Below are 22,482 nucleotides of genomic sequence, written 5' to 3'. Positions count from 1 at the left end.
TAATTATAAATATTTATTGTTTTATAGGAATTCTATAAAAATTAAAAAACAATTATACGTTTGGCGGATGAAAATAAGAATCTAATAATCTAAAATTATATAGATTTAAATAAAAGAAATTAGATTTTGTTTGAAAAATATTTGTATCTATTTCATGTGAAGAAATGTTTTGATTATATAGTAAAATGTCTTTAAAATCTATAAGTTGTATTGGTTGATTTTTTTCTTCGTCTGTAGTTTTAGTAACCTTTTTTAAGTGGCATTTACCATTACACTGCAATTCTGGTTTGTCTTTGTTTTCGCAATAAGCTTCAATAAAACCTTTGGTGTCTAAATTATAATATAAATACGTTATTGACACTCTTAAACTATTGTATAGTATAAGCGTGCTGAATATTATAGATAAAATTACTTTCCAGTTTTTCACAAATGCAAATTTAAAAGATGTATTTATCTTTTATTATGACTTTTATCATTATTGATTTTTATAAATACTATTTTATGTTTTCTAAAAATGATTTAAATTCATCTGTGTTATAATTTGCCATTCCTTTATGTGTTAATACAATATTTTCTTCAGTATCAATTATATAAGTAGTTGGCAACGCAGATGATTGTAACATTGTAGGTAAGTTTCCAATAAGCGTATAAATTGGTAAATTATAACCTTTACGTTTGTTAAAATTTTTTGCTTTTTCAAAATCTTTATCGAAAGATAAGAGTATAAAAGCCACATCATTGCCCATTTCTTTATGTAATTTGCTGATGCTTGGCATTTCGGCAATACAAGGCGGGCACCAAGTTGCCCAATAATTTAGAAATATTACTTTGTCTTTTAAATCTGATAAAGATGTAATTTTTCCATTGCTATCCATCAACTTTAAATTTAAATCTGCCTTTATAGTGTTAGAAATTGTTTTAGGAGTTTTTGTGTATGTAATTTCCTCAATATCAGGATTCATTAAACCAGTTGCCAATACTCCTCGTTGTACAAAACCAATAACCTCTGTATGTAAACCTGTTGCATAAAGCGTAATTATTATTAAGATAAAAACTCCATTCTGAATCCAAGTTTTCTTGGTGTTTTTATTTTTTTTCATGTTATTGGGTTATAATAAGTCTAATTTTAAATAAAGTATAATTTCTTTTCTCTACACGGTTTTTACAAAAATAATCATATAAAATTTTCTTCTAAGTAACATTTGTTGCATTTATAAAAACTATTGTTTTTTAAATTTGCATAAGTAAAATTAATGTTGATTACAGAAGTTGAAAAAGTAAGTCGAAATTTTAATAGATTAAAAAATAAAGATATGAATGTTATACAATTTGAAGATAAACCATTAGCACATTATTCTTATGCAATTATTAGTGGTAATGAAATGGCTTTGGTAGATCCGTCTAGAGATCCAAAACCATATTATGAATTGGCAGAAAAGCATCAAGTAAAAATTAAAGCCATTTTTGAAACACATCCTCATGCAGATTTTGTAAGTAGTCATTTACAATTGCATAAAGAAACTGGAGCTAAAATTTATGTTAGCAAATTAGTTGGTGCTAATTATAAACATGAATCTTTTGATGATGGTACTTCTATTACTTTAGGTGATGTTACTTTTTCTGCGATAAATTCTCCAGGGCATTCGCCAGATAGTATTACCATAATTGCTGTTGACAAAGAGAAAAATCACGCAATGTTTTCTGGAGATACTTTATTTATTGGTGATGTTGGAAGACCTGATTTAAGAGAAAAAGCGGGTAATATGAAAGCTAAAAGAGAAGAGCTTGCTAAAAATATGTATCATACAATGCAACATAAATTTACGCAATTACCAGATGCAACTATTGTGTATCCGGCTCATGGAGCGGGTTCTTTATGTGGTAAAAATATGAGCACAGATTCTCAAAGTACTTTAGGCAAAGAAAGAAAAGAAAATTGGGCTTTTCAAGATATGACAGAGTTACAATTCGTTAATCATATTTTAAAAGACCAACCTTTTATTCCTTCTTACTTCGGATTTGATGTTGATATCAATAAAAATGGTGCAGATAATTTTAATGCTAATTTTGGTGATATTCCAGTTCAATTTGGTATTACAGATTTTCCTTCTGATGATACATTAATTATCGATGTAAGAAATGCGGATGATTTTAAAAACAATCATCTAAAAGGAAGTATCAATATTATTGCAGAAACAGAAGATGATAAAATAGAAACTTGGTTAGGATCTATTGTAGAGCCAAATGAAAAATTCCATTTGGTACTAAATTCTATTGATGATTTAGATACTTTATTAAGTAGAATTGCAAAAATTGGATACGAAAAGCAAATACAATCCATCATTACTTTAGGAGCTCATAATTTTGAAACGAATAAATCATTAGATCTTCAAGATTTTAAAAAGAATACAGACCAATACACAATTATAGATATTAGAAATAAAAGTGAAGTTGATGAAGGTAAGATTTTTGAAAACGCTATTTCAATTCCACTAAATCAGTTAAGAGCTTCAAAAAATAAAATACCTACAGATAAACCCATTGTAGTGCATTGTGCAGGAGGCTACAGAAGTGCAGCAGGAAGCAGCGTTATTAACAATTTATTACAAAGTGATAACGTGTATGATTTAAGTGATAACGTAAACGATTTTAAATAAATAAAATCCTTTTTTTAGATGTTTTAATTAGCTTATAGATAAGAGAATACGTTAAATTTTTTACCATTAGTAATTGCTATATTAGTATAAAGTTTCGGTATGGCTTAAGTTACAAATGTTACAAAGCAAGTAGCATTTCTAAAGTAATTTTACATCAGATAACAATTAAAATAAACACACAAATTAAATTAAATACATTATGAATACTCAAGAAACAAATCAAGAACAAGAAACATTTGCAATGCCAAGAATTGGAGATAAAGCACCTCAATTTACGGCAGTAACAACTCAAGGAGAAATTAATTACCCTTCGGATTATAAAGGAAAATGGTCTATTTTATTTAGTCATCCAGCAGATTTTACGCCAGTTTGTACATCAGAATTTATGACTTTTGCACATTTAGAAGAAAAATTTGAGAAAGCAAATTGTAGTTTGATTGGTTTATCTATTGATGGTTTATACAGCCACATTGCATGGTTAAGAACTATTAAAGATAAAATTGAATTTAACGGAATGAAAAACATAGAAGTTAAGTTTCCTTTAATAGAAGATATTTCTATGAATGTTGCTAAAAAATACGGAATGATTCAGCCAGGAGAAAGTAAAACACAAGCCGTTAGAGCTGTCTTTTTTGTAGATCCTAATGAAACTGTAAGAGCAATTATTTATTATCCGTTAAGTTTAGGTCGTAATTTTGATGAATTATACAGAGCTTTAATTGCGATGCAAACTTCGGATAAATTTAATGTGGCAACACCTGCAGATTGGAATCCTGGTGATGATGTAATCGTTTCTCCTGCGGGATCTTGTGGAGTAGCAGAAGAAAGAATGACATCAACAGAAGACTTAGATTGTAAAGATTGGTTTTTCTGTACTAAGAAATTAGACAAAGATTTAGTTTTAGATAGTATCCTAAAAAAATAAATTTCCCAATTTTTTTTAAAAGAGGCTGTTTTTTAAAAGACAGCCTCTTTGTAATATAAGTTACAGATAGCTTTTAATAAAGGCTATAAATTTGACAAATAAATTTTTTTAAGATGGCAAAAGAACATTATTATCAAGTAAAAGTAAATTGGCTAGAAAATAGAAAAGGTGCTTTATCTTCTGATGTGTTAGATGAAAAAATAACAATTGCAACACCGCCAGAATTTCCTAAAGGAGAAGCAAATATTTGGACTCCAGAGCATTATTTTGTGGCAGCAATTAATGGTTGTTTAATGACTACATTTTTAGCGGTTGCAGAAAATTTTAAACTAAATTTTGTAGATTTTGAATCTGATGCAGAAGGAAAATTAGAAATGATTGATGGTAAATTTATGATGAGTGAGGTTATTTTAAAGCCAATTGTAACTATTTTTAATGAAGATGATGTAGAACTTGCTAAAAAAGTGGTAGCAAAATCAGAAAAGGCATGTTTAATTTCTAATTCTGTAAATTCTAAAATAAAATTAGAGATTACAATTAAAGTAAAAAAAGGTTAAAAATATAGATTTGAAAAGCACCTATTTCAAGTGCAAATTTCTTATTTTTATTGACGCTTAGAATAATTAATATTTTTATAATAATTTAAAAAGTTTTCTATGGAAGACATGCTCTTTTACGATAGAATGCAGTTTGCATTTACAATTACATTTCACTATTTATTCCCACAATTAACAATGGGATTATCACTTTTGATAGTTTATTTTAAATGGAAATTTCTGAGAACTAAAATTGATAAATACAATAATGCAGCAAAATTTTGGATGAAGATTTTTGCACTTAATTTTGCAATGGGTGTGGTAACAGGAATTCCGATGGAGTTTCAATTTGGAACAAATTGGGCAAAATTTTCTGAACTTACAGGAGGAATTATTGGTCAAACTTTAGCAATGGAAGGAATGTTTTCTTTCTTTTTAGAATCGTCCTTTTTAGGACTTTTTTTATTTGGTGAAAAACTCTTAGGACATAAACTCCATTTTCTCACAGGTTTTCTGGTCTTTTTAGGTTCCTGGGCAAGTGGTTATCTAATTATTGCCACACATTCTTGGATGCAATATCCTGTTGGTTATGAGATTTTAGAAAACGGAAAATTTGTATTAAATAATTTTGGAGCTTTATTTTCCAATCCTTGGTTATTACCTTCTTATTTACACAATCAAGCAGCTTCTTTAGTAACTTCATCATTTGTAGTTGCTGCAATTGGTGCTTTTTATTTATTGAATAATAAACATCATGATTTTGGGAAATTATTTGTAAAAACAGGCATTATTTTTGGTTTAGTTTCTAGTTTATTGGTGGCTTTTCCAACAGGTGATTTAGCTGCTAAAAATGTAGCAAAACATCAGCCAGCTGCTTTTGCTGCCATGGAAGGAATTTTTGAAACTGAAGAAGGAGGTTCGGAAATTGTTTTGATTGGGCAACCAAATATTTTAGAGAAAAAATTGGATAACAAAATTGCAGTTCCAAATATTTTAAGCTTTTTAACATATCAAGATTGGAATGCTGAGGTTAAAGGTTTAAATGAGTTTGACGAAAGTGTTCATCCAACAAATATTCCTGGGTTATATTATTCTTATCATATAATGGTTGGTTTAGGAACCATTTTTATAGGTTTAATGTTGTTAGCGACAGTGCAATTATTCCGAAGAAAACTATACAAAACAAAATGGATTTTATGGGCATTAATGTTTATGTTGCCATTTCCATATATCGCAAATACTACAGGTTGGTATACAGCAGAATTAGGTAGACAACCTTGGTTGGTGTATAATTTATTAAGAACATCTGCAGGAGCGTCGCCAACAGTTTCATCAGGAAATACATTATTTACTTTATTAGGTTTTATTGGTTTATATCTCCTTTTAGGAATGTTATTTTTAATGTTAGCAGGAAAAATTATAAATAAAGGTCCAGAACTAGAAAAACACTAATAAATTATGGAATTATTTTGGTATATCGTTTTAATGACAATGTTAGCTGTTTATGTAATTTTAGATGGTTATGATTTTGGCGCAGGAATTATTCATTTATTTTTTGCAAAAAAAGAAAAAGATAAAAAAGCAATTACAAATGCAATTGGTCCTTTCTGGGATGCCAATGAAGTTTGGTTAATTGCAGCAGGAGGTGTTTTGTTTTTTGCTTTTCCTACTTTATATGCATCTTCTTTTAGTGGTTTTTACTTACCATTAATTATGATTTTGTGGTTGCTTATTTTTAGAGCAATTGGTTTAGAATTAAGAGGGCAAGTACATAACAAAATGTGGGAATCTATTTGGGATAAAGCTTTTGGAATTTCTAGTTTATTGCTAGCTTTATTTTTTGGAGTTGCTTTAGGTAATGTTGTTAGAGGTGTAAATTTAGGTAATGTTGTAAATGGAGTTTCTACACACGAAGCGCATTATTTCTTTTTACCACTTTGGAATCCAACTTTTAGTCCACAAACAGAACAACTTGGTATTTTAGATTGGTTTACTGTTTTATTAGGTGTAATTGGTGTGGTAGCTTTAACAATTCATGGTGCTAATTGGATTATTTTTAAAACCAATTCAGACATTAATGAAAAGCTAAAAAAAGTTATTTTTAATTTGAATTTTGTGTTATTAGGTTTGGTAATTATTTCGCTTTTTGTTTGGCATATTATCGAGCCAAAACCGTTTCATAATTTCTTAGATAAACCTTGGTTATTTATTTTTCCAATGATCACTTTTACGGGATTATTTGGTCTTTTTAAAGTGAAATCATTTAAAAAACACGGATTAGGATTTTTATTTAGTTCTTTATTTTTACTTGGCGGATTAACTTCAACAGTAGCATCAATTTTCCCCAAAGTTTTGCCATCAACAAACAATATAAATCCAGATTTAACTTTATATAATGTTGCCGCAGAAGAATACGGATTGTCTGTTGGTTTATATTGGTTTCCAATAGCAGTTGTTTTAGTGGCCATTTATATGGTGATTCAGTATCGAGTTTTTAAAGGAAAAATGGATAATGTTGGTTATGGAGAGCATTAATTAACGTAATAAATGATATAATGACAGATACACTTATTTCAATCATTAGTATTTTTGTTGGAATGATTGGTGCAAATCTTTTAGCTGTTTTTTTAAAGAAATACTCGTTACAATTTATAGGAAATACAATAACAGGTATTTTTGGAAGTATATTTTTTATTAAAATGTTTAGTAGACTTGGTTTTGACCCGATGACAATTATGAAAACAGGAAATGTAAATATTGCTTTATTTACTGTAAATATGATCGTATCTCTTTTTGGTGGTGTAATTGGTTTATTATCCGCAAAATGGATAATTGCCAAAATGAATAAATAATTAGAAAAATAATCAAACATAAAGTGAGTTTGATTATTTTTTGTACATTTGTTAACCAATTGGTTAAACTGTTTAGTTAATGATGAAAAGTAAGAAAAACGAAAATACTGAAGGTCTAATTTTAGAAGCTGCAAAATCTATTTTTCAAACAAAAGGGATGGATGGTGCTCGTATGCAAGAAATTGCAAATGAAGCAGGTATCAATAAGGCGATGCTTCATTATTATTATAGAAGCAAACAATTGCTTTTTGAGGCGGTTTTTAAAAATGCCTTTTCATTATTAGCACCTCAATTAAATACTATATTAAACGATGATTCATCTATTGAGGAAAAGGTGAGAAATTTTTCATCAAACTATATTTCATTTATTGTAGAACATCCTTATCTACCAAATTTTATTATTCAAGAATTGAACAGAAATCCTGATTTTATTTTAAAAATGAAGGAAAATAGTGCATTTCCAAATCTTGAAAAATTTAAAAAACAAGTTGATTTTGAAGTTGAAAAAGGTGTTATCAAAAAGATAAAAGCAGCACAATTGTTTATTAATATTTTGGCATTAAATGTATTTCCTTTTATAGCGAAACCATTAATTCAAAACTTAATAAATGCAGATGATACTGCTTTTCAGCAAATAATAGAGGAACGTAAAACTGAAGTTGCCGATTTTATAATTAATTCAATAAAAAAATAAGATGAAAAAAATAGTATTCATTTTAATGCTAACAATTCTAAGCTTTGGTGCATTTTCACAAGAAAGTTTAACGCTAAATGAGTGTTACAATTTGGTAGAAACAAACTATCCTTTGATAAAACAACATCAACTATTAGAAAACCAGCATCAAATAGATAAAGAAATTATCTCGAATTCTAAATTGCCTCAATTTAATTTGGATGCACAAGCAACTTATCAATCGGATGTTATTGAATTTCCTGCAGCAATGTCTGGTGTTGAACCTTTAAATAAAGATCAATATAGAGCAACATTTTCTATAAATCAGCTTATTTATAATGGAGGTTTAACAGATGCTAATTTAAAAATAAAACAAGGGCAGTTAAAAACGAAGCAAAAACAGATTGATGCGAATATGTATCAATTAAAAACACAAATTAATCAGCTGTATTTTTCAATTCTATTAGCGCAAGAATCTTTCAAATTATTAGAAGCGAAAGAGCTTCAGTTACAATCTAAATTAAAGGAAGTAAAATCGGGTATTAAATACGGAACATTATTACCTGCTTCAGATAGTGTTTTAGAAGCCGAATTGTTAAAAATTAAACAGCAGTTTATTGAGGTTGAAAATAGAAAATCATCTTTAATCGAAACGTTATCAAGTTTGATAGGAAAGCCCTTTAATAGTTTAACAAAATTTGAAAAACCTTTAATTAGAACACAATTACAAAACGAAATTAACAGACCTGAATTAGAATTATTTCAATTGAAGAAAGAAGAGGTGAATAATTATGAATCGCTTATTTCAAAGAAAAACTTACCGAAATTAAATGGTTTTGCAACAGGTGGTTATGGTAATCCAGGATTAAATATGCTTGACAACTCTTTTCAAACATTTTATACAGTTGGCGTTAAATTACATTGGAATGTTTTTGATTGGAACACCAATAAAAAACAAAAAGAAGTAGTTGCAATAAATAAAGATTTTATTGAAAATGAAACGGAAGTTTTTAAACTAAATACCAATATAGAACTGAATAAACAACAAAAGGAAATTGAGAAAATTTCTGCATTTATAAATTCTGATTTAGAGATTATTAAACTTCGTAAAAAAGTATTGAAAACTTTAGAGTCTCAACTTAAAAATGGGGTCATTACTTCTTCTGTGTTTGTTACTGAATTCACAAATTTATTTGAAGCAGAAAATACCTTATTAAAGCACAGAATACAAATAGAATTAGCAAAAGCAAATTACAATACTATAAAAGGAGATTAAAAATATCCCGCTGATTTCGCAGATTTTCGCGGATAGGAAGAGAAAGAAATCTGCGAATATTTGCGGAATCAGCGGGAGCAAAAAATAAACAAAATGAAAAATTACATATTAGCAGTAAGTATTATTACTACAACACTATTTTCTTGCGGAAAAGACAACGGAAAAGCAGATGGTTATGGAAATTTTGAAGCAACAGAAATAACAATATCAGCAGAAAATAACGGAAAACTGATTCAGTTTACTATTGATGAAGGTGATAAATTGAAAAAAGATCAATTTGTTGGTTTTATTGACACTGTGCAATTGGCTTTAAAGCGTGAACAATTAGTCGTTTCTAAATCTGTAGTTAGTTCAAAATCCAAAGGAGTTTTATCACAGATTTCTGTGTTAAAATCAAAATTGAAAACTGCTAAAATTAATAAAGTTAGAATAGAAAACTTACTTAAAGAAAACGCTGGTACACAAAAACAATTAGATGACGTTTCTGGAGAAATTGATATTATTAAAAGTCAAATTAGGAGTGTCGAAATTCAGAATGCACCTGTTGTAAACGAGTTGAAAAATATTGATGTTCAATTAAAACAAATTGATGATCAAATTAAAAAAAGTAAAATTATTAATCCTGTAAACGGTACCGTTTTAACCAAATATGCAGAACCAAACGAGATTACTGCTTTTGGAAAACCTTTGTATAAAATTGCCGATTTAAGTACTATGGAATTGCGAGTTTATGTAAGTGAAACGCAATTATCAGACATTAAAATAGGACAGGAAGTGAGTGTTAAAATTGATGGTGAAGACATTATGAAAACGTATAAAGGAGTTGTGAGTTGGATAGCTTCTGAAGCTGAGTTTACGCCTAAAATTATTCAAACCAAAGAAGAAAGAGTTGCGTTGGTTTATGCAGCAAAAATTAATGTTGTAAACGATGGAAGTTTAAAAATTGGAATGCCAGCAGAAATGTGGATAACAACCGCAGAATGAGTATTAAAATAACGAACATATCAAAATCATATAAAAAAGTAAAAGCTTTAGAAAACATTTCTTTTGAAGTGAAACCTGGCGAACTTTTTGGTTTAATTGGTCCAGATGGGGCTGGTAAAACAACGCTTTTTAGAATTTTAACTACGCTTTTAATCGCTAATGAAGGTGAAGCAAGTGTTGCTGGTTTTGATGTTATTACAGATTATAAAAGTATAAGAAAGAATGTTGGCTATATGCCAGGGAAATTTTCATTGTATCAAGATTTAACCGTTGAAGAGAATTTAGATTTTTTTGCTACTATTTTTGGAACAACTATAGAAGAAAACTACGATTTAATTAAAGATATTTATATTCAAATAGAACCTTTTAAAGATCGTAGAGCGGGGAAACTTTCTGGTGGAATGAAGCAAAAATTGGCTTTGTGTTGTGCTTTGATTCACAAACCAAAAGTGTTGTTTTTAGATGAGCCAACAACAGGAGTTGATCCTGTTTCTAGAAAAGAGTTTTGGGAAATGTTGAAGCGTTTGCAACAAAAAGACATTACAATTTTGGTTTCTACACCTTATATGGATGAAGCTGCTTTGTGTGACAGAATTGCGTTAATTCAGGATGGAAAAATCCTAGAAATTGACACGCCAAAAGCAATTGTAAAACACTATCCAAAGCCAATTTATAATGTTTCCGCAAATAATATGTATCAATTAATAAATTGTTTAAATGATTTTGAATCGAATCATAGTGTATATCCATTTGGAGAATTTGTACATTATACAGATTGTAAATTAGATTTTAATCCGAATAAATTAAAGGAATATTTAGAATCTAAAAATCTAACTGATATTCAAATTGAAGAAACAGAAGCAACTATTGAAGATACTTTTATGGAATTAGCAAAATAAATTTCAGTTTGAGATAAGTAGAGGTTTATTAAGACATTTCGAATGTGTTCTATGAGACAAAATAAAAAATGAAAAAAACTAATAAAGTTATACAGGTAGAAAATTTAACCAAAATATTTGGTGATTTCACAGCAGTTAATGCTATTTCTTTTGATGTTGAAAAAGGAGAAATATTTGGTTTTTTAGGAGCAAATGGAGCAGGGAAAACAACTGCAATGAAAATGTTGATAGGTATTTCCACCCCAAGTTTTGGGAAAGCAAATGTTGCAAGTTTTGATGTGCATACACAAGCAGAAGATATCAAAAAAAACATTGGTTATATGAGTCAGAAATTTGCTTTATATGACGATTTAACTGTGAAAGAAAATATTACCTTTTTTGGAGGAATTTATGGTTTGTCAAGAAAGAAAATAAGAGAAAAAGCTGCACTTCTAATCGAAGAATTAGGTTTAGAAAAAGTTGCAAATTCTTTGGTGGGATCATTACCATTAGGTTGGAAACAAAAATTATCGTTTTCAGTTGCTTTAATTCATAACCCAAAAATTGTTTTTTTAGATGAACCAACAGGTGGCGTAGATCCCATTACTAGACGACAATTTTGGGAGCTAATTTACAAAGCAGCACACAATGGAACAACCGTTTTTGTAACTACACATTATATGGATGAAGCAGAATATTGCGATCGTGTTTCTATTATGGTAAATGGTAAAATTGAAGCTTTAGATACACCTAAGAAATTAAAAGAACAGTTTAATGCCGCAGATATGAATGATGTGTTTTTAAAATTAGCTAGGAGCCCATCCCCAACCCTTCCCAAAGGGAAGGGAGCAGAATAATAAAAAACACTATAAAATTAGATAAATGAAAAAATTAAAGATACAGAAATCACGTAATACGTTTTTTCCCCTTTGGGGAAATTAAAAGGGGCTTATGAAAAGATTTATAGGCTTCATAAAAAAGGAATTCTACCATATATTTAGAGATAAACGTTCGTTGTTTATTCTATTTGGAATGCCAATTGCTCAAATTTTATTGTTTGGTTTTGCCATTACAAATGAAATCAATAATGTTGATATTGCTATTTTAGATCATTCAAAAGATGCAACAACAAAAGAAATTATCAATAAAATAGCTGCTTCAAAATACTTTAGCATCAATCAATTTATTGAAAAAGAATCAGACATCGAAGTTGTTTTTAAGAAAGGAAAAGTAAAAGCTGTTTTAAATTTTGAAAAAGATTTTAGTAAAAATATCATCAAAGAAAATAATGCAAATATTCAAGTAATTACGGATGCTACAGATCCAAATACTGCAAATACAATTAGTAATTATGTAAACGCTATTCTTCAAAGTTATTTAAAAGAACAGAATAAAAGTATCGCGCAAGTTTATCAAATTGTACCCCAAACACATATGGTTTACAATCCAGAGTTAAAAAGTGTGTATATGTTTGTTCCTGGTGTTATGACTATTATTTTGATGCTTGTTTCTGCAATGATGACTTCTATTTCTATCACCAAAGAAAAGGAATTAGGAACTATGGAAATTTTATTAGTATCTCCATTAAAACCATTTCAAGTAATTATTGGTAAAGTTTTTCCTTATATTTTTCTTTCTATAATTAATGCGATTGTTATTATTGTTCTGAGCATATTTATTTTCAAAATGCCAGTTCAAGGAAGTTTATTTTTATTAGGAATGGAAAGTGTTTTGTTTATTATAACAGCTTTGGCGTTAGGTATTCTAATATCAACAGTTTCTGCAACACAGCAAACAGCAATGATGATTTCTTTAATGGGATTAATGTTGCCTGTAATTTTACTTTCGGGCTTTATTTTTCCGATTACAAGTATGCCATTACCATTGCAAGTGATTAGCAATATTATCCCTGCAAAATGGTTTATCATCATTATAAAAGGTATTATGTTAAAAGGTGTTGGACTGCAATATATCTGGAAAGAAACCTTAGTTTTATTAGGAATGGCAGTGTTTTTTATAGCCTTAAGTGTAAAAAAATATAAAATAAGATTGGAGTAATATGAAAACTATTCTATTTATTATTCAGAAAGAATTCAAGCAAATATTTAGAAATAAAGGAATGTTGCCAATCATTTTTGTAATGCCTTTAATTCAGTTGATAATTTTATCAAACGCAGCAACTTTTGATGTTAAAAACATAAAATTCGGGTATGTAGATCACGATCATACATCAACATCTAGAGCATTAGTAGAGAAATTTAATGCTTCAACTTATTTTAATGTTTTAACAGATTTTCCTTCAGAAAAATTAGCAAGTCAAGCAATGTTAAATGGAGAGGTTGATGTGATTTTAGAAGTTCCATTGTCTTTTGAGCGTGATTTTCAAAAAGAAAAAAAAGCAGCTTTAGGAGTTACTATTAATGCTATTGATGGAGCAGCAGCAGGTGTTGAAAATGTGTATGTAACTCAGATCATTCAACGTTTTAATAAAGATTTAAAAGTAAATGTTTCTCAATTTGATAAGCAACAAAATCAACCCATACAAATTACTACAATTCCTTCATTTTGGTACAACAACACTTTGAATTACAAAACATATATGGTTCCAGGTATTCTAGTTTTATTGGTTACAATGATTACACTTTTTCTTTCTGGGATGAATATTGTTAGAGAAAAAGAAATAGGAACCTTAGAGCAAATTAACGTAACTCCAATTAAAAAAAGTCAGTTTATAATAGGAAAACTTTTTCCGTTTTGGGTGATTGGATTGGCTATTTTAAGTGTTGGATTAATTATCGCAAAAGTTATATTTAATGTGCCAATGGTTGGTAGTTTACTATTGATGTATTTTTATACAACTATTTATATTTTAGTGGTTTTAGGTATTGGTTTATTCATTTCAAACTTTACAGATACACAGCAACAAGCAATGTTTATAGCGTGGTTTTTTATGGTAATTTTTATTTTGATGAGTGGTTTATTTACACCAATAGAAAGTATGCCAAAATGGGCACAAACGTTAACAGATTTTAATCCTATTAAATATTTTGTTCAGGTAATGCGAATGGTAATGTTAAAAGGCTCTGGTTTTATGGATATTTTACCACAGTTATTAAAAACGTTGTTTTATGCATTTGTTATGAATGGTTTAGCTGTTTGGAGTTATAAGAAAACGAGTTAAAATTATGTAACATTAGTTACTGTGAGTTTATATTAAAAATAGAATCTTTACAAAGTAATTGTAAGATGATCTAAGTCATTTTATATTATGCTTTTCTAAAGTAATTTTGTTAATGTAAAATCAAAATAAAATGTCTAAAATTGTCATTTTAGGAGCAGGGATTTCTGGTCACGTTGCAGCTTCTCATTTAAGAAGAAAGTTGTCTGCAAAACACGAAGTTGTTGTGGTTTCTCCAAATAGTAATTATCAATGGATTCCATCAAATATATGGGTTGGAATAGGAAGAATGAAATCAGAAAAAATATTATTTCCTTTAGCGCCTTTATATAAAAAGAAAGGTATTGGTTATAAACAAGCAAAAGCAATTTCCTTTTTTCCTGAAGGTGATAAAAATGAAGCAAAACCTTATGTTTTAGCAGAATATGTTGTTGGTGAAAACAAAGGAACTCAAGAAAAAGTTACCTACGATTATTTGATAAATGCTACAGGTCCAAAATTAAATTTTGAAGCTACAGAAGGATTAATTCCCGGAAAAAACAAAACTTATTCCGTTTGTACATATACACATGCAGATCATGCTTGGCAAGGTTTAGAAACTTTAATCCAAGAAATGAAAAAGGGTAAAAAGGCTAAGATTTTAATTGGTACTGGTCATTCAAAATCAACTTGTCAAGGTGCAGCTTTTGAGTATATTTTAAATGTAGAGCAAGAATTACACAAACATAATGTGCGTGATATGGCAGAAATTACCTGGATTTCTAATGAGTATCAATTAGGTGATTTTGGAATGGATGGAATGTTGTTAAGTTATGGTAGTTTAACAATGAAATCTCATGAAATGATTGAAATGATTTTTGAAGATAGAGGAATAAAATGGATTCTTGAAGCTGGAGTAAATAAGATTGAAGACGGGGTTGCTTATTATGAGAATTTAGATGGAGAACACAAAACAGAAACTTTTGATTTTGCGATGTTAATTCCTTCATTTTCTGGTCATGGGTTTAAAGCTTACGATAAGAATGAAAAAGACATAACAGAAAAACTCTTTAAAGGTTTTATGCTTGTAGATGCAGATTATACACTAAAACCTTATGAAGAGTGGTCTGTAAAAGATTGGCCAGAAACATATCAGAATCCAAATTATAAAAACATTTTTGCGCCAGGAATAGCTTTTGCTCCTCCACATGCAATTTCAAAGCCTAGAAAAAGTAAAAACGGAACAGCTATTTCTCCTGCTCCACCAAGAACAGGAATGCCTTCTGGAATTACTGCCAAAATAGTAGCAGATAACATTATAGATTCTATCAAAAAAGGGAAAGAATCATTGAATCATAAAGGATCTATGGGAAATATGGGAGCAGCATGTATTGCTTCTGCTGGTTATGGTTTAACTTCTGGAAGTGGAGTTAGCATTACAACATTTCCAATTGTGCCAGATTATGAAAAATATCCAAATACTCAGGGTAGAAAATTAGGAAAAACGTTTGGAGAAATTGGTTTAGCAGGCCATTGGTTAAAACTAGCTTTACATTATGCGTTTATTTATAAAGCTAAAATGCGCCCTTTTTGGTGGTTAATTCCAGAATAAAAAATATAAAATTATGACACAAAGAATATCAAAATATCAAAGATTTAAAATGATGAATCCAATCATTCAGTTTTTCAAATTCATTTATTTAAGTATAAAAATAATGATTGTTGTAGCTGGTGGACATGGAGGAACTAGAAAAGTAAGCTGATGTGGTTATCAGTTTTGGTTGGTTTAGATGTTAAGTGGTTTTAATATCTTGAAAGAAGAGAGCTTAATGCTCTCTTTTTTTGTTTTATTCTCTAAAATTTTTCTTCTGACCAAGGTCATTGTAGCTACTTTATTTAATAAATATCTTTAAAAGCAAATTGAGTATTTGATTTTGGAAATATATATACATTATAATTTTTGGGTAATAAGCCTAAAAATACAGTCTTTTAAAAAAGGAAAAAGGATGCCAAGTAACAAAGGTTACAAATAGAGATTTATTCTAAACTTACTTTTGCAATAGATAATTGAAAACTATATGAAAAACACATTATACATAACAATAATTTCTTTGTTTGCAAGTACATTGTTTTTACAAGCACAAGAAATTATACCGATTTCTAAAGCTGATGTATTTGCTAAAGTAAAAGAGCATAATACAAGTATTAAAATTTCTGAAGAAGAATTTAACGCAGCTAAAGCAGATTACAGTCAAACAAATGCGGTGTTTTTGCCAAACATAACTGCGAGTCATACAGGTATTTCTACAACAAATCCGTTAATGGCTTTTGGGTCAAAATTAAATCAAGAAATATTAACTGCAAACGATTTTAGTCCTGCATTACTAAATGATCCAACAACAACAAGAAATTTTGCTACTAAAATAGAAATTCAGCAACCTCTTATCAATTTAGATGGTTTTTATCAAAGAAAAGCAGCCAGATCAAAAATGGAAGCAATGTCTTTAAAAACAGAAAGAACCCAAGATTATATGGTTTTTGAAGTTGATAAGGCTTATATGCAATTACAACTAGCATACAAAGCAGTTGAAGTTTTAGAAAAAGCTTTAGAAGCAGCAAATGCCAATAAAAAAATGGCAGATAATAGTTATAAAGAAGGTTTTTTACAAAGAGCAGATGTTTTAAATGTAGAAATACGCGTTACCGAAGTTAAAAACCAACTACAAACTGCAAAAAGTAATGTACAAAATGCTTCTAATTATTTGTCTTTTTTAATGAATGACAAAAGTGATTTTATTTATAAACCAACAGAAAATTTATCTGTTGTTAGTTTAAATGTTGCTGATAAAAAAATATCAGAAAATAGAAGTGATATCAAAGCAATGGAACTTGCTTTAAAAGGATATGAACAAATGAATAAAGCTGATAAAATGGCTTTTTTACCAAGATTAAATGCTTTTGGAAGTTACGAAATGTATGATAACAAAGTTTTTTCTGGTGATGCCAATGGTTACATTATTGGTGCACAATTAAGTTGGGACATTTTTCAAGGTTCTAAACGTTTTGGAAAAACCCAAAAAAGTAAAGCAGAATTAGAAAAATCAAAATTAGAATACAATCAGTATGTTTCTAAAAGTAATTTAGAATTAAACAAAGTAAAACGACAATTGATTGATGCTAAAAACAGATTAGAATTAACAAGTTTAGCAGTGCAACAATCTGAAGAATCTCTAAGAATTAGAAAAAATAGATTTAAAGAAGGTTTAGAAAAAACATCAGATTTGTTAATGGCAGAAACGCAATTTTCTCAAAAGCAATTAGAGTATTATCAAACTATTTTCGAATACAATTTTACACAAACTTATTTAGAATTTTTAACCAAACAATAAAACCTCTAGAATGCGCTACCAGATACAGAATCTTGTCTGTTAAGCGTAGTCGAAACCTAATTTAAAATAAATAAAATGAAAAAACATATCAATATAATTACACTAATTGCTTTATCAATTTTTATAACAAGTTGTGGTAGTGAAGATAAAAAAGCAATCGTTGATAATTCGCCAGCAATCAAAGTTGTTGTAAATAAAATTACAACAAATAATAACAATCAGTTTTTATCTGTAAGCGGAAAAATACAAGCAACAAATAGTGCTGATTTAAGTACTAGAATGATGGGTTTTGTAAACAAAGTACACGTAAATGTTGGCGATAAAGTAAAAAAAGGTCAGTTGTTAGTTTCTATTAATAATACAGATTTACAAGCAAAAAAAGCACAAGTAGATGCAGGAATTGTACAGGCACAAACTGCTTTTACAAATGCAGAAAAAAACTACAATCGTTTTAAAAATTTAATGGCAAGTAATAGCATTTCTCAAAAAGAAATGGATGATATGACAGCAAATTACCAAATGGCAAAAGCGGGTTTAGAATCTGCAAAACAAATGAAAAATGAGATTAATGCACAGTTTACATACAGCAATATTACTGCGCCTTTTAGCGGAATAATTACAAGTAAAAATATTGAAACTGGAGATATGGCAAACCCGGGAATGCCTTTAATTAGTTTAGAAACACCAAATAATTTTGAGGTAATTGCAATGGTGCCAGAAACAGAAATTTCTCAAATTAAAAAAGGTGCTGCAGTTAATGTTTTGGTGAAATCTATAGATAAAATGATTAAAGGAAAAGTTACAGAAGTAAGTTCTTCTGCTAAAAATACTGGAGGACAATATTTAGTAAAAGTGGCTTTAGAAAAAACAGATGTTCATATTTTATCTGGTATGTTTTCTACGGTTCAGTTTCCTGTAGAAAGAAAAGTGAAATCTGAGTTGGTTTTAATTCCTACAAAAGCAGTAGTTAAAAACGGACAATTATCTGGAGTTTATACGGTAAGTGAAAGTAATACAGCACTATTACGTTGGTTACGCTTAGGTAGAACTTACGGAAATGAAGTTGAAGTTTTATCTGGTTTAAATGCAGATGAATCTTATATAGTTTCTGCTGAAGGAAAATTATTTAACGGAGCAAAAATTACAATTCAATAACTAACATTCCGCGTTAAGGATAGCAATGGAAATCCTTTTTTTGCTGCCATTTATGGCAAAAAAAGATTGAAATGGATAGCCTGTTAAAACGCCCAAAAAAATAAAAAAAATGAAAGAAGGTTTAGCTGGTAAAATTGCAAAAGTCTTTATAGGATCTAAACTTACAGTCTTGCTAATGATCGTTTTTATGGTTGTTGGTGTGTACAGCTCGTTTTTAATTCCGAGAGAAGAAGAGCCACAAATTGATGTGCCAATGGCAGATATTTTTGTGGGATATCCAGGAGCAAGTCCTACAGAAGTAGAAAATAGAGTTGTAAAACCTTTAGAGAAATTAATTTCTAATATTAAAGGTGTAGAGTATGTGTATGCCACTGCTATGAACGAAAAAGCAATGGTAATTGTGCAGTTTTATGTGGGCGAAGATATTGAGCGTTCGTTTGTAAAACTGTATAATGAAATTAACAAACATATGGATCAAATGCCGCAAGGTGTTACGTTTCCGTTAGTTAAAACACGTGCTATTGATGATGTGCCAATGTTAGGTTTAACGTTGTGGAGTGAAAACTACAGTGATTATCAAATTAGCCAAATGGCGCAAGAGTTAGAAACAGAAATTAAGAAAGTAAATGATGTTTCTATTACACATAAAATTGGAGGAAGAAATCGTCAGTTAAGAGTTGTTTTAGATAAAGATAAATTGGCTGCTAGTGGATTAGATTTCTTATCTGTTTCCGAAATGATAAAAGCCAATAATACACAATTAAGTTCTGGTAGTTTTGATAAAAATGATACCGAATTTTTAGTAAATACGGGTAAATTTTTAGCTTCTGTTACAGATGTAGAAAACTTAGTTGTTGGTGTGCAGCAGAATTTGCCAATTTATTTAAAACAGATTGCAACTATTGTTGACGGACCAGAAATTCCACAAAACTATGTGTCTTTAGGTTTTGGTCAAGCAAGTGATAAAGCTCAAACTTATAAATCTGAATATCCTGCAGTAACGATTTCTGTTGCTAAAAGAAAAGGAGCAGATGCAATGAAAATTGCAGAAGTAGTTTTAGATAAAGTAGCTCATTTAAGAACTACTTTAATACCAGATGACGTTCATGTAGAAGTAACAAGAAATTATGGAGAAACAGCTTCTCATAAAGTATCAGAATTATTATTACACCTTATTGGTTCTATCATTGCAGTAACACTTGTAGTGATGTTAGCTATGGGTTGGCGTGGTGGATTGGTAGTGTTTTTATCTGTGCCAATTACATTTGCTTTAACATTGTTGAGTTACTACATGTTAGATTATACTTTAAACAGAATTACACTTTTTGCATTGGTTTTTGTTACAGGTATTGTAGTTGATGATTCTATTATTATTGCAGAAAACATGCACAGGCATTTTAAAATGAAACGCTTGCCTTTTAAACAAGCGGCTTTATATGCGATTAATGAAGTTGGTAACCCAACAATTTTAGCAACATTTACTGTAATTGCTTCTGTTTTACCAATGGCTTTTGTGTCTGGTTTAATGGGGCCTTATATGGCGCCAATGCCAATTGGAGCTTCAATTGCAATGATTTTATCTTTATTTGTAGCATTAACAATTACACCTTATTTAGGATATATTTTCTTAAGAGAAAAAGATAAAAAAGGAGGAGAAGAAAAAGTTGAAAAACCGTTAGAAGAAACGTTTATTTATAGAGTATACAATAAGTTTGAGAGACCTTTATTAGAAAATGCAACCAAAAGATGGTTGTTTTTAGGAGGAACATTCTTTGTTTTAATTGCAACTATGGGATTATTTGTAACCAATTCTGTTGCAGTAAAAATGTTGCCTTTTGATAATAAAAACGAGTTTCAGGTGGTAATAGATATGCCAGAGGGAACAACTTTAGAAAGAACAGGCGTTGTTACACAAGAAATTGCTCAGTATTTATCTACAAGACCAGAAGTAGTAAATTACCAAAACTATATTGGTACTTCTGCGCCAATTACTTTTAATGGTTTAGTGCGTCATTACGATTTACGTGGTGGAAGCAATATGGCAGATATTCAAGTGAATTTGGTTGATAAAGGAGAACGTGAAATTCAAAGTCACGGAATTGCAAAATTGTTAAGACCAGAAATTCAGAAAATTGCTAAAAAATATAATGCAAATGTAAAGTTGGTTGAGGTGCCACCAGGACCTCCAGTTTTATCAACCATTGTTGCAGAAGTTTATGGACCAGATTATAAAGAGCAAATTGAAATAGCGAATCAGGTTCAGAATATTTTAAATAATACAGATGATGTAGTTGATGTTGATTGGATGGTTGAAGCTGATCAAAAAGAATATCAATTTGAAATAAATAAAGAAAAAGCCATGTTGTATGGGGTTGCTCCACAGCAAATTGCATATACAATGAATATGGCTTTGTCTAATAGAGCAATTACAAACTTGTATGATGAAAATGCAGTAAATCAAATTGGCTTAGTTTTAACTTTGGATGAAAAAGAAAAATCTACTATTTCTGATATTTCTCAATTGAAAGTAAAATCAAAAATGGGAAATATGGTTCCAATTGCAGATTTGGTTGAAATTAAAGAAACGATTGCTCAAAAAAGTATTTATAGAAAAAACCAAAAACGTGTTGTTTATGTAATGGCAGATATGGCTGGGGAATTAGAAAGTCCTGCATATGCAATTTTAGGAATGGAAAAAGAGTTGAATAAAATTGAGCTTCCAGAAGGTTATAAATTAAACGAAATATATTTAGGTCAGCCAGATTTTGAAGACGATTACACCGTTAAATGGGATGGTGAATGGCAAATTACTTTAGAAGTTTTTAGAGATTTAGGAATCGCTTTTTTAGGCGCAATTATCTTGATTTATATTTTAATTGTTGGATGGTTTCAAAACTTTAAAGCACCTGTTGTAATGATGGTTGCTATACCATTATCATTAATAGGAATTATTATAGGACATTGGATTATGGGCGCATTTTTTACTGCAACATCGTTTATTGGAATGATTGCCTTGGCAGGAATTATGGTACGAAACTCCGTTTTGTTGATTGATTTTATCAACTTAAGGCTAGAAGAAGGTGTTCCGTTAAAACAAGCTGCAATTGAAGCAGGAGCTGTAAGAACAACTCCAATTTTATTAACTGCAGGTACCGTTGTAATTGGAGCTTTTGTAATCTTATTTGATCCAATTTTTCAAGGATTGGCAATATCATTAATGGGAGGAACCATTGTTTCTACAGTATTAACATTATTGGTTGTGCCTCTTGTTTATTATATGATAGAAAAGAAGAATTATAAATAGTTTTTCAGGTCGAGTGCAGTCGAGTTCTCAATAGCTTTGAGTTTTTTAATTAATTCTCGACTGTACCCGAATTGATATTAAAAATTTAATGATATGAAATTAGTTTTAGTTACAGCAGTAGAAGAATATCAGAAAGATGTTTTAAACATTTTTAAAAAAGCAAATATTGAAAACTTTAGTAGTTCTGATATTGATGGTTATAAAAATGTGTCTTCATTATTAATGGCTTCTAGTTGGTTTTCATCAGAAAAAAGTGGTAATGAATCTACAATGTTTTTCTCTTTTACAGAAAAAGAAAAGATTGATGGTTTGTTTATTTTGATAGATGAATTCAATAAAAATTTAAAAACAAACAATCCTTTAAAGGCGATTGTTTTACCCATAGAAAGATTTATATAAATTTAAAAAAAAGAATAGAAATGTTAAATAAATATTTTAGAATTATTGTAGGATTTATGGTTTTACTAATGGTGGCCTTAACCTATTATGTAAATATAAATTGGTTGTGGTTTGGTGTGTTTATTGGTGTAAATTTAATTCAATCTGCATTTACAAAATGGTGTTTGTTAGAAACTATTTTGATGAAATTAGGCATTAAAAAAGAAGGTGCAGGTTGTTCTGTAAAATAAATACAGATATTAAAATAATAAAAAAACTCACCAATCGGTGAGTTTTTTTTGTTTAGAAAAAAAACGA

General features: G+C 29.4%; 22 protein-coding genes. 20 read left to right on the top strand and 2 right to left on the bottom strand.

Translation table 11 applies throughout. The features are described from left to right. Positions 1–52: 52 nt before the first annotated feature. Positions 53–427 (bottom strand): MetQ/NlpA family ABC transporter substrate-binding protein, encoded by a 375-nt coding sequence (locus BLT70_RS14200; protein ID WP_091895723.1) that lies wholly within the window; start codon positions 425–427, stop codon positions 53–55. Between the two features lie 67 nt (positions 428–494). Then, a complete protein-coding gene (locus BLT70_RS14195; RefSeq protein WP_091895720.1) occupies positions 495–1,100 on the bottom strand; it encodes a TlpA disulfide reductase family protein in 606 nt (201 codons plus the stop codon). 213 nt (positions 1,101–1,313) lie between these two features. Between BLT70_RS14195 and BLT70_RS14190 the strand changes: the two genes are divergently transcribed. The 20 genes from BLT70_RS14190 to BLT70_RS14100 all read left to right on the top strand — a co-directional run bounded on the left by BLT70_RS14190 (position 1,314) and on the right by BLT70_RS14100 (position 22,415). Beyond that, complete coding sequence (locus tag BLT70_RS14190) at positions 1,314–2,657, top strand: rhodanese-like domain-containing protein (protein ID WP_091897722.1); 1,344 nt, start codon at positions 1,314–1,316, stop codon at positions 2,655–2,657. A 199-nt stretch (positions 2,658–2,856) separates the two neighbouring features. Continuing rightward, positions 2,857–3,582 carry a peroxiredoxin gene (locus tag BLT70_RS14185; RefSeq protein ID WP_091895718.1) on the top strand — a complete coding sequence of 242 codons (726 nt, stop codon included), beginning with the start codon at positions 2,857–2,859 and terminating at the stop codon, positions 3,580–3,582. A gap of 113 nt (positions 3,583–3,695) precedes the next feature. After that, on the top strand, positions 3,696–4,139 hold the full coding sequence (locus BLT70_RS14180; protein WP_091895715.1) for an OsmC family protein: 444 nt from the start codon (positions 3,696–3,698) through the stop codon (positions 4,137–4,139). Between the two features lie 99 nt (positions 4,140–4,238). Next, positions 4,239–5,570, top strand: a complete 1,332-nt coding sequence (locus BLT70_RS14175; protein WP_091895712.1) for a cytochrome ubiquinol oxidase subunit I — start codon at positions 4,239–4,241, stop codon at positions 5,568–5,570. Positions 5,571–5,576: 6 nt separating this feature from the next. Then, positions 5,577–6,653: a cytochrome d ubiquinol oxidase subunit II gene (cydB, locus tag BLT70_RS14170; RefSeq protein WP_091895709.1), complete on the top strand. Its 1,077-nt coding sequence runs from the start codon at positions 5,577–5,579 to the stop codon at positions 6,651–6,653. A gap of 20 nt (positions 6,654–6,673) precedes the next feature. Further along, positions 6,674–6,970 (top strand): hypothetical protein, encoded by a 297-nt coding sequence (locus tag BLT70_RS14165; protein WP_091895706.1) that lies wholly within the window; start codon positions 6,674–6,676, stop codon positions 6,968–6,970. 79 nt (positions 6,971–7,049) lie between these two features. Further along, complete coding sequence (locus BLT70_RS14160) at positions 7,050–7,664, top strand: TetR/AcrR family transcriptional regulator (RefSeq protein ID WP_368086340.1); 615 nt, start codon at positions 7,050–7,052, stop codon at positions 7,662–7,664. Position 7,665: 1 nt separating this feature from the next. Further along, positions 7,666–8,919 (top strand): TolC family protein, encoded by a 1,254-nt coding sequence (locus BLT70_RS14155; RefSeq protein ID WP_091895701.1) that lies wholly within the window; start codon positions 7,666–7,668, stop codon positions 8,917–8,919. Positions 8,920–9,012: 93 nt separating this feature from the next. Then, the gene (locus BLT70_RS14150; protein WP_091895698.1) at positions 9,013–9,903 is read left to right on the top strand and encodes an HlyD family secretion protein; all 891 of its coding nucleotides are present in this window, start codon (positions 9,013–9,015) and stop codon (positions 9,901–9,903) included. Further along, positions 9,900–10,802: an ABC transporter ATP-binding protein gene (locus BLT70_RS14145; protein ID WP_091895695.1), complete on the top strand. Its 903-nt coding sequence runs from the start codon at positions 9,900–9,902 to the stop codon at positions 10,800–10,802. The genes BLT70_RS14150 and BLT70_RS14145 overlap by 4 nt, the downstream gene beginning before the upstream one ends. 68 nt (positions 10,803–10,870) lie before the next feature. Then, on the top strand, positions 10,871–11,638 hold the full coding sequence (locus BLT70_RS14140) for an ABC transporter ATP-binding protein (RefSeq protein ID WP_091895693.1): 768 nt from the start codon (positions 10,871–10,873) through the stop codon (positions 11,636–11,638). 94 nt (positions 11,639–11,732) lie between these two features. Then, positions 11,733–12,839 carry an ABC transporter permease gene (locus BLT70_RS14135; RefSeq protein ID WP_091895690.1) on the top strand — a complete coding sequence of 369 codons (1,107 nt, stop codon included), beginning with the start codon at positions 11,733–11,735 and terminating at the stop codon, positions 12,837–12,839. Position 12,840: 1 nt separating this feature from the next. After that, complete coding sequence (locus tag BLT70_RS14130; RefSeq protein ID WP_091895688.1) at positions 12,841–13,962, top strand: ABC transporter permease; 1,122 nt, start codon at positions 12,841–12,843, stop codon at positions 13,960–13,962. Positions 13,963–14,092: 130 nt separating this feature from the next. After that, a complete protein-coding gene (locus BLT70_RS14125; RefSeq protein ID WP_091895685.1) occupies positions 14,093–15,550 on the top strand; it encodes an NAD(P)/FAD-dependent oxidoreductase in 1,458 nt (485 codons plus the stop codon). 13 nt (positions 15,551–15,563) lie between these two features. Then, positions 15,564–15,701, top strand: coding sequence for a hypothetical protein (locus BLT70_RS17260; RefSeq protein ID WP_172824420.1), 138 nt, complete (start codon positions 15,564–15,566; stop codon positions 15,699–15,701). Positions 15,702–16,016: 315 nt separating this feature from the next. After that, positions 16,017–17,327, top strand: a complete 1,311-nt coding sequence (locus BLT70_RS14120) for a TolC family protein (protein WP_091895682.1) — start codon at positions 16,017–16,019, stop codon at positions 17,325–17,327. A 75-nt stretch (positions 17,328–17,402) separates the two neighbouring features. Then, on the top strand, positions 17,403–18,482 hold the full coding sequence (locus tag BLT70_RS14115) for an efflux RND transporter periplasmic adaptor subunit (RefSeq protein ID WP_091895679.1): 1,080 nt from the start codon (positions 17,403–17,405) through the stop codon (positions 18,480–18,482). 109 nt (positions 18,483–18,591) lie between these two features. Next, positions 18,592–21,786 carry an efflux RND transporter permease subunit gene (locus BLT70_RS14110; RefSeq protein WP_091895676.1) on the top strand — a complete coding sequence of 1,065 codons (3,195 nt, stop codon included), beginning with the start codon at positions 18,592–18,594 and terminating at the stop codon, positions 21,784–21,786. 93 nt (positions 21,787–21,879) lie between these two features. Beyond that, on the top strand, positions 21,880–22,185 hold the full coding sequence (locus BLT70_RS14105; RefSeq protein WP_091895673.1) for a hypothetical protein: 306 nt from the start codon (positions 21,880–21,882) through the stop codon (positions 22,183–22,185). A 20-nt stretch (positions 22,186–22,205) separates the two neighbouring features. Further along, positions 22,206–22,415, top strand: a complete 210-nt coding sequence (locus BLT70_RS14100) for a DUF2892 domain-containing protein (protein ID WP_091895670.1) — start codon at positions 22,206–22,208, stop codon at positions 22,413–22,415. Positions 22,416–22,482 lie beyond the last annotated feature (67 nt).

This window comes from Polaribacter sp. KT25b (assembly GCF_900105145.1).
Taxonomy (GTDB): domain Bacteria; phylum Bacteroidota; class Bacteroidia; order Flavobacteriales; family Flavobacteriaceae; genus Polaribacter.
This window is presented reverse-complemented; position numbering and strand designations above follow the sequence as displayed.

Excerpts from the sequence above, each read along its gene's own strand:
- BLT70_RS14195 (WP_091895720.1), bottom strand. The coding sequence starts at position 1,100 with ATGAAAAAAAATAAAAACACCAAGAAAACTTGGATTCAGAATGGAGTT.
- BLT70_RS14190 (WP_091897722.1), top strand. The coding sequence starts at position 1,314 with ATGAATGTTATACAATTTGAAGATAAACCATTAGCACATTATTCTTAT.
- BLT70_RS14185 (WP_091895718.1), top strand. The coding sequence starts at position 2,857 with ATGAATACTCAAGAAACAAATCAAGAACAAGAAACATTTGCAATGCCA.
- BLT70_RS14180 (WP_091895715.1), top strand. The coding sequence starts at position 3,696 with ATGGCAAAAGAACATTATTATCAAGTAAAAGTAAATTGGCTAGAAAAT.
- BLT70_RS14175 (WP_091895712.1), top strand. The coding sequence starts at position 4,239 with ATGGAAGACATGCTCTTTTACGATAGAATGCAGTTTGCATTTACAATT.
- cydB (WP_091895709.1), top strand. The coding sequence starts at position 5,577 with ATGGAATTATTTTGGTATATCGTTTTAATGACAATGTTAGCTGTTTAT.
- BLT70_RS14165 (WP_091895706.1), top strand. The coding sequence starts at position 6,674 with ATGACAGATACACTTATTTCAATCATTAGTATTTTTGTTGGAATGATT.
- BLT70_RS14160 (WP_368086340.1), top strand. The coding sequence starts at position 7,050 with ATGATGAAAAGTAAGAAAAACGAAAATACTGAAGGTCTAATTTTAGAA.
- BLT70_RS14155 (WP_091895701.1), top strand. The coding sequence starts at position 7,666 with ATGAAAAAAATAGTATTCATTTTAATGCTAACAATTCTAAGCTTTGGT.
- BLT70_RS14150 (WP_091895698.1), top strand. The coding sequence starts at position 9,013 with ATGAAAAATTACATATTAGCAGTAAGTATTATTACTACAACACTATTT.
- BLT70_RS14145 (WP_091895695.1), top strand. The coding sequence starts at position 9,900 with ATGAGTATTAAAATAACGAACATATCAAAATCATATAAAAAAGTAAAA.
- BLT70_RS14140 (WP_091895693.1), top strand. The coding sequence starts at position 10,871 with ATGAAAAAAACTAATAAAGTTATACAGGTAGAAAATTTAACCAAAATA.
- BLT70_RS14135 (WP_091895690.1), top strand. The coding sequence starts at position 11,733 with ATGAAAAGATTTATAGGCTTCATAAAAAAGGAATTCTACCATATATTT.
- BLT70_RS14130 (WP_091895688.1), top strand. The coding sequence starts at position 12,841 with ATGAAAACTATTCTATTTATTATTCAGAAAGAATTCAAGCAAATATTT.
- BLT70_RS14125 (WP_091895685.1), top strand. The coding sequence starts at position 14,093 with ATGTCTAAAATTGTCATTTTAGGAGCAGGGATTTCTGGTCACGTTGCA.
- BLT70_RS17260 (WP_172824420.1), top strand. The coding sequence starts at position 15,564 with ATGACACAAAGAATATCAAAATATCAAAGATTTAAAATGATGAATCCA.
- BLT70_RS14120 (WP_091895682.1), top strand. The coding sequence starts at position 16,017 with ATGAAAAACACATTATACATAACAATAATTTCTTTGTTTGCAAGTACA.
- BLT70_RS14115 (WP_091895679.1), top strand. The coding sequence starts at position 17,403 with ATGAAAAAACATATCAATATAATTACACTAATTGCTTTATCAATTTTT.
- BLT70_RS14110 (WP_091895676.1), top strand. The coding sequence starts at position 18,592 with ATGAAAGAAGGTTTAGCTGGTAAAATTGCAAAAGTCTTTATAGGATCT.
- BLT70_RS14105 (WP_091895673.1), top strand. The coding sequence starts at position 21,880 with ATGAAATTAGTTTTAGTTACAGCAGTAGAAGAATATCAGAAAGATGTT.
- BLT70_RS14100 (WP_091895670.1), top strand. The coding sequence starts at position 22,206 with ATGTTAAATAAATATTTTAGAATTATTGTAGGATTTATGGTTTTACTA.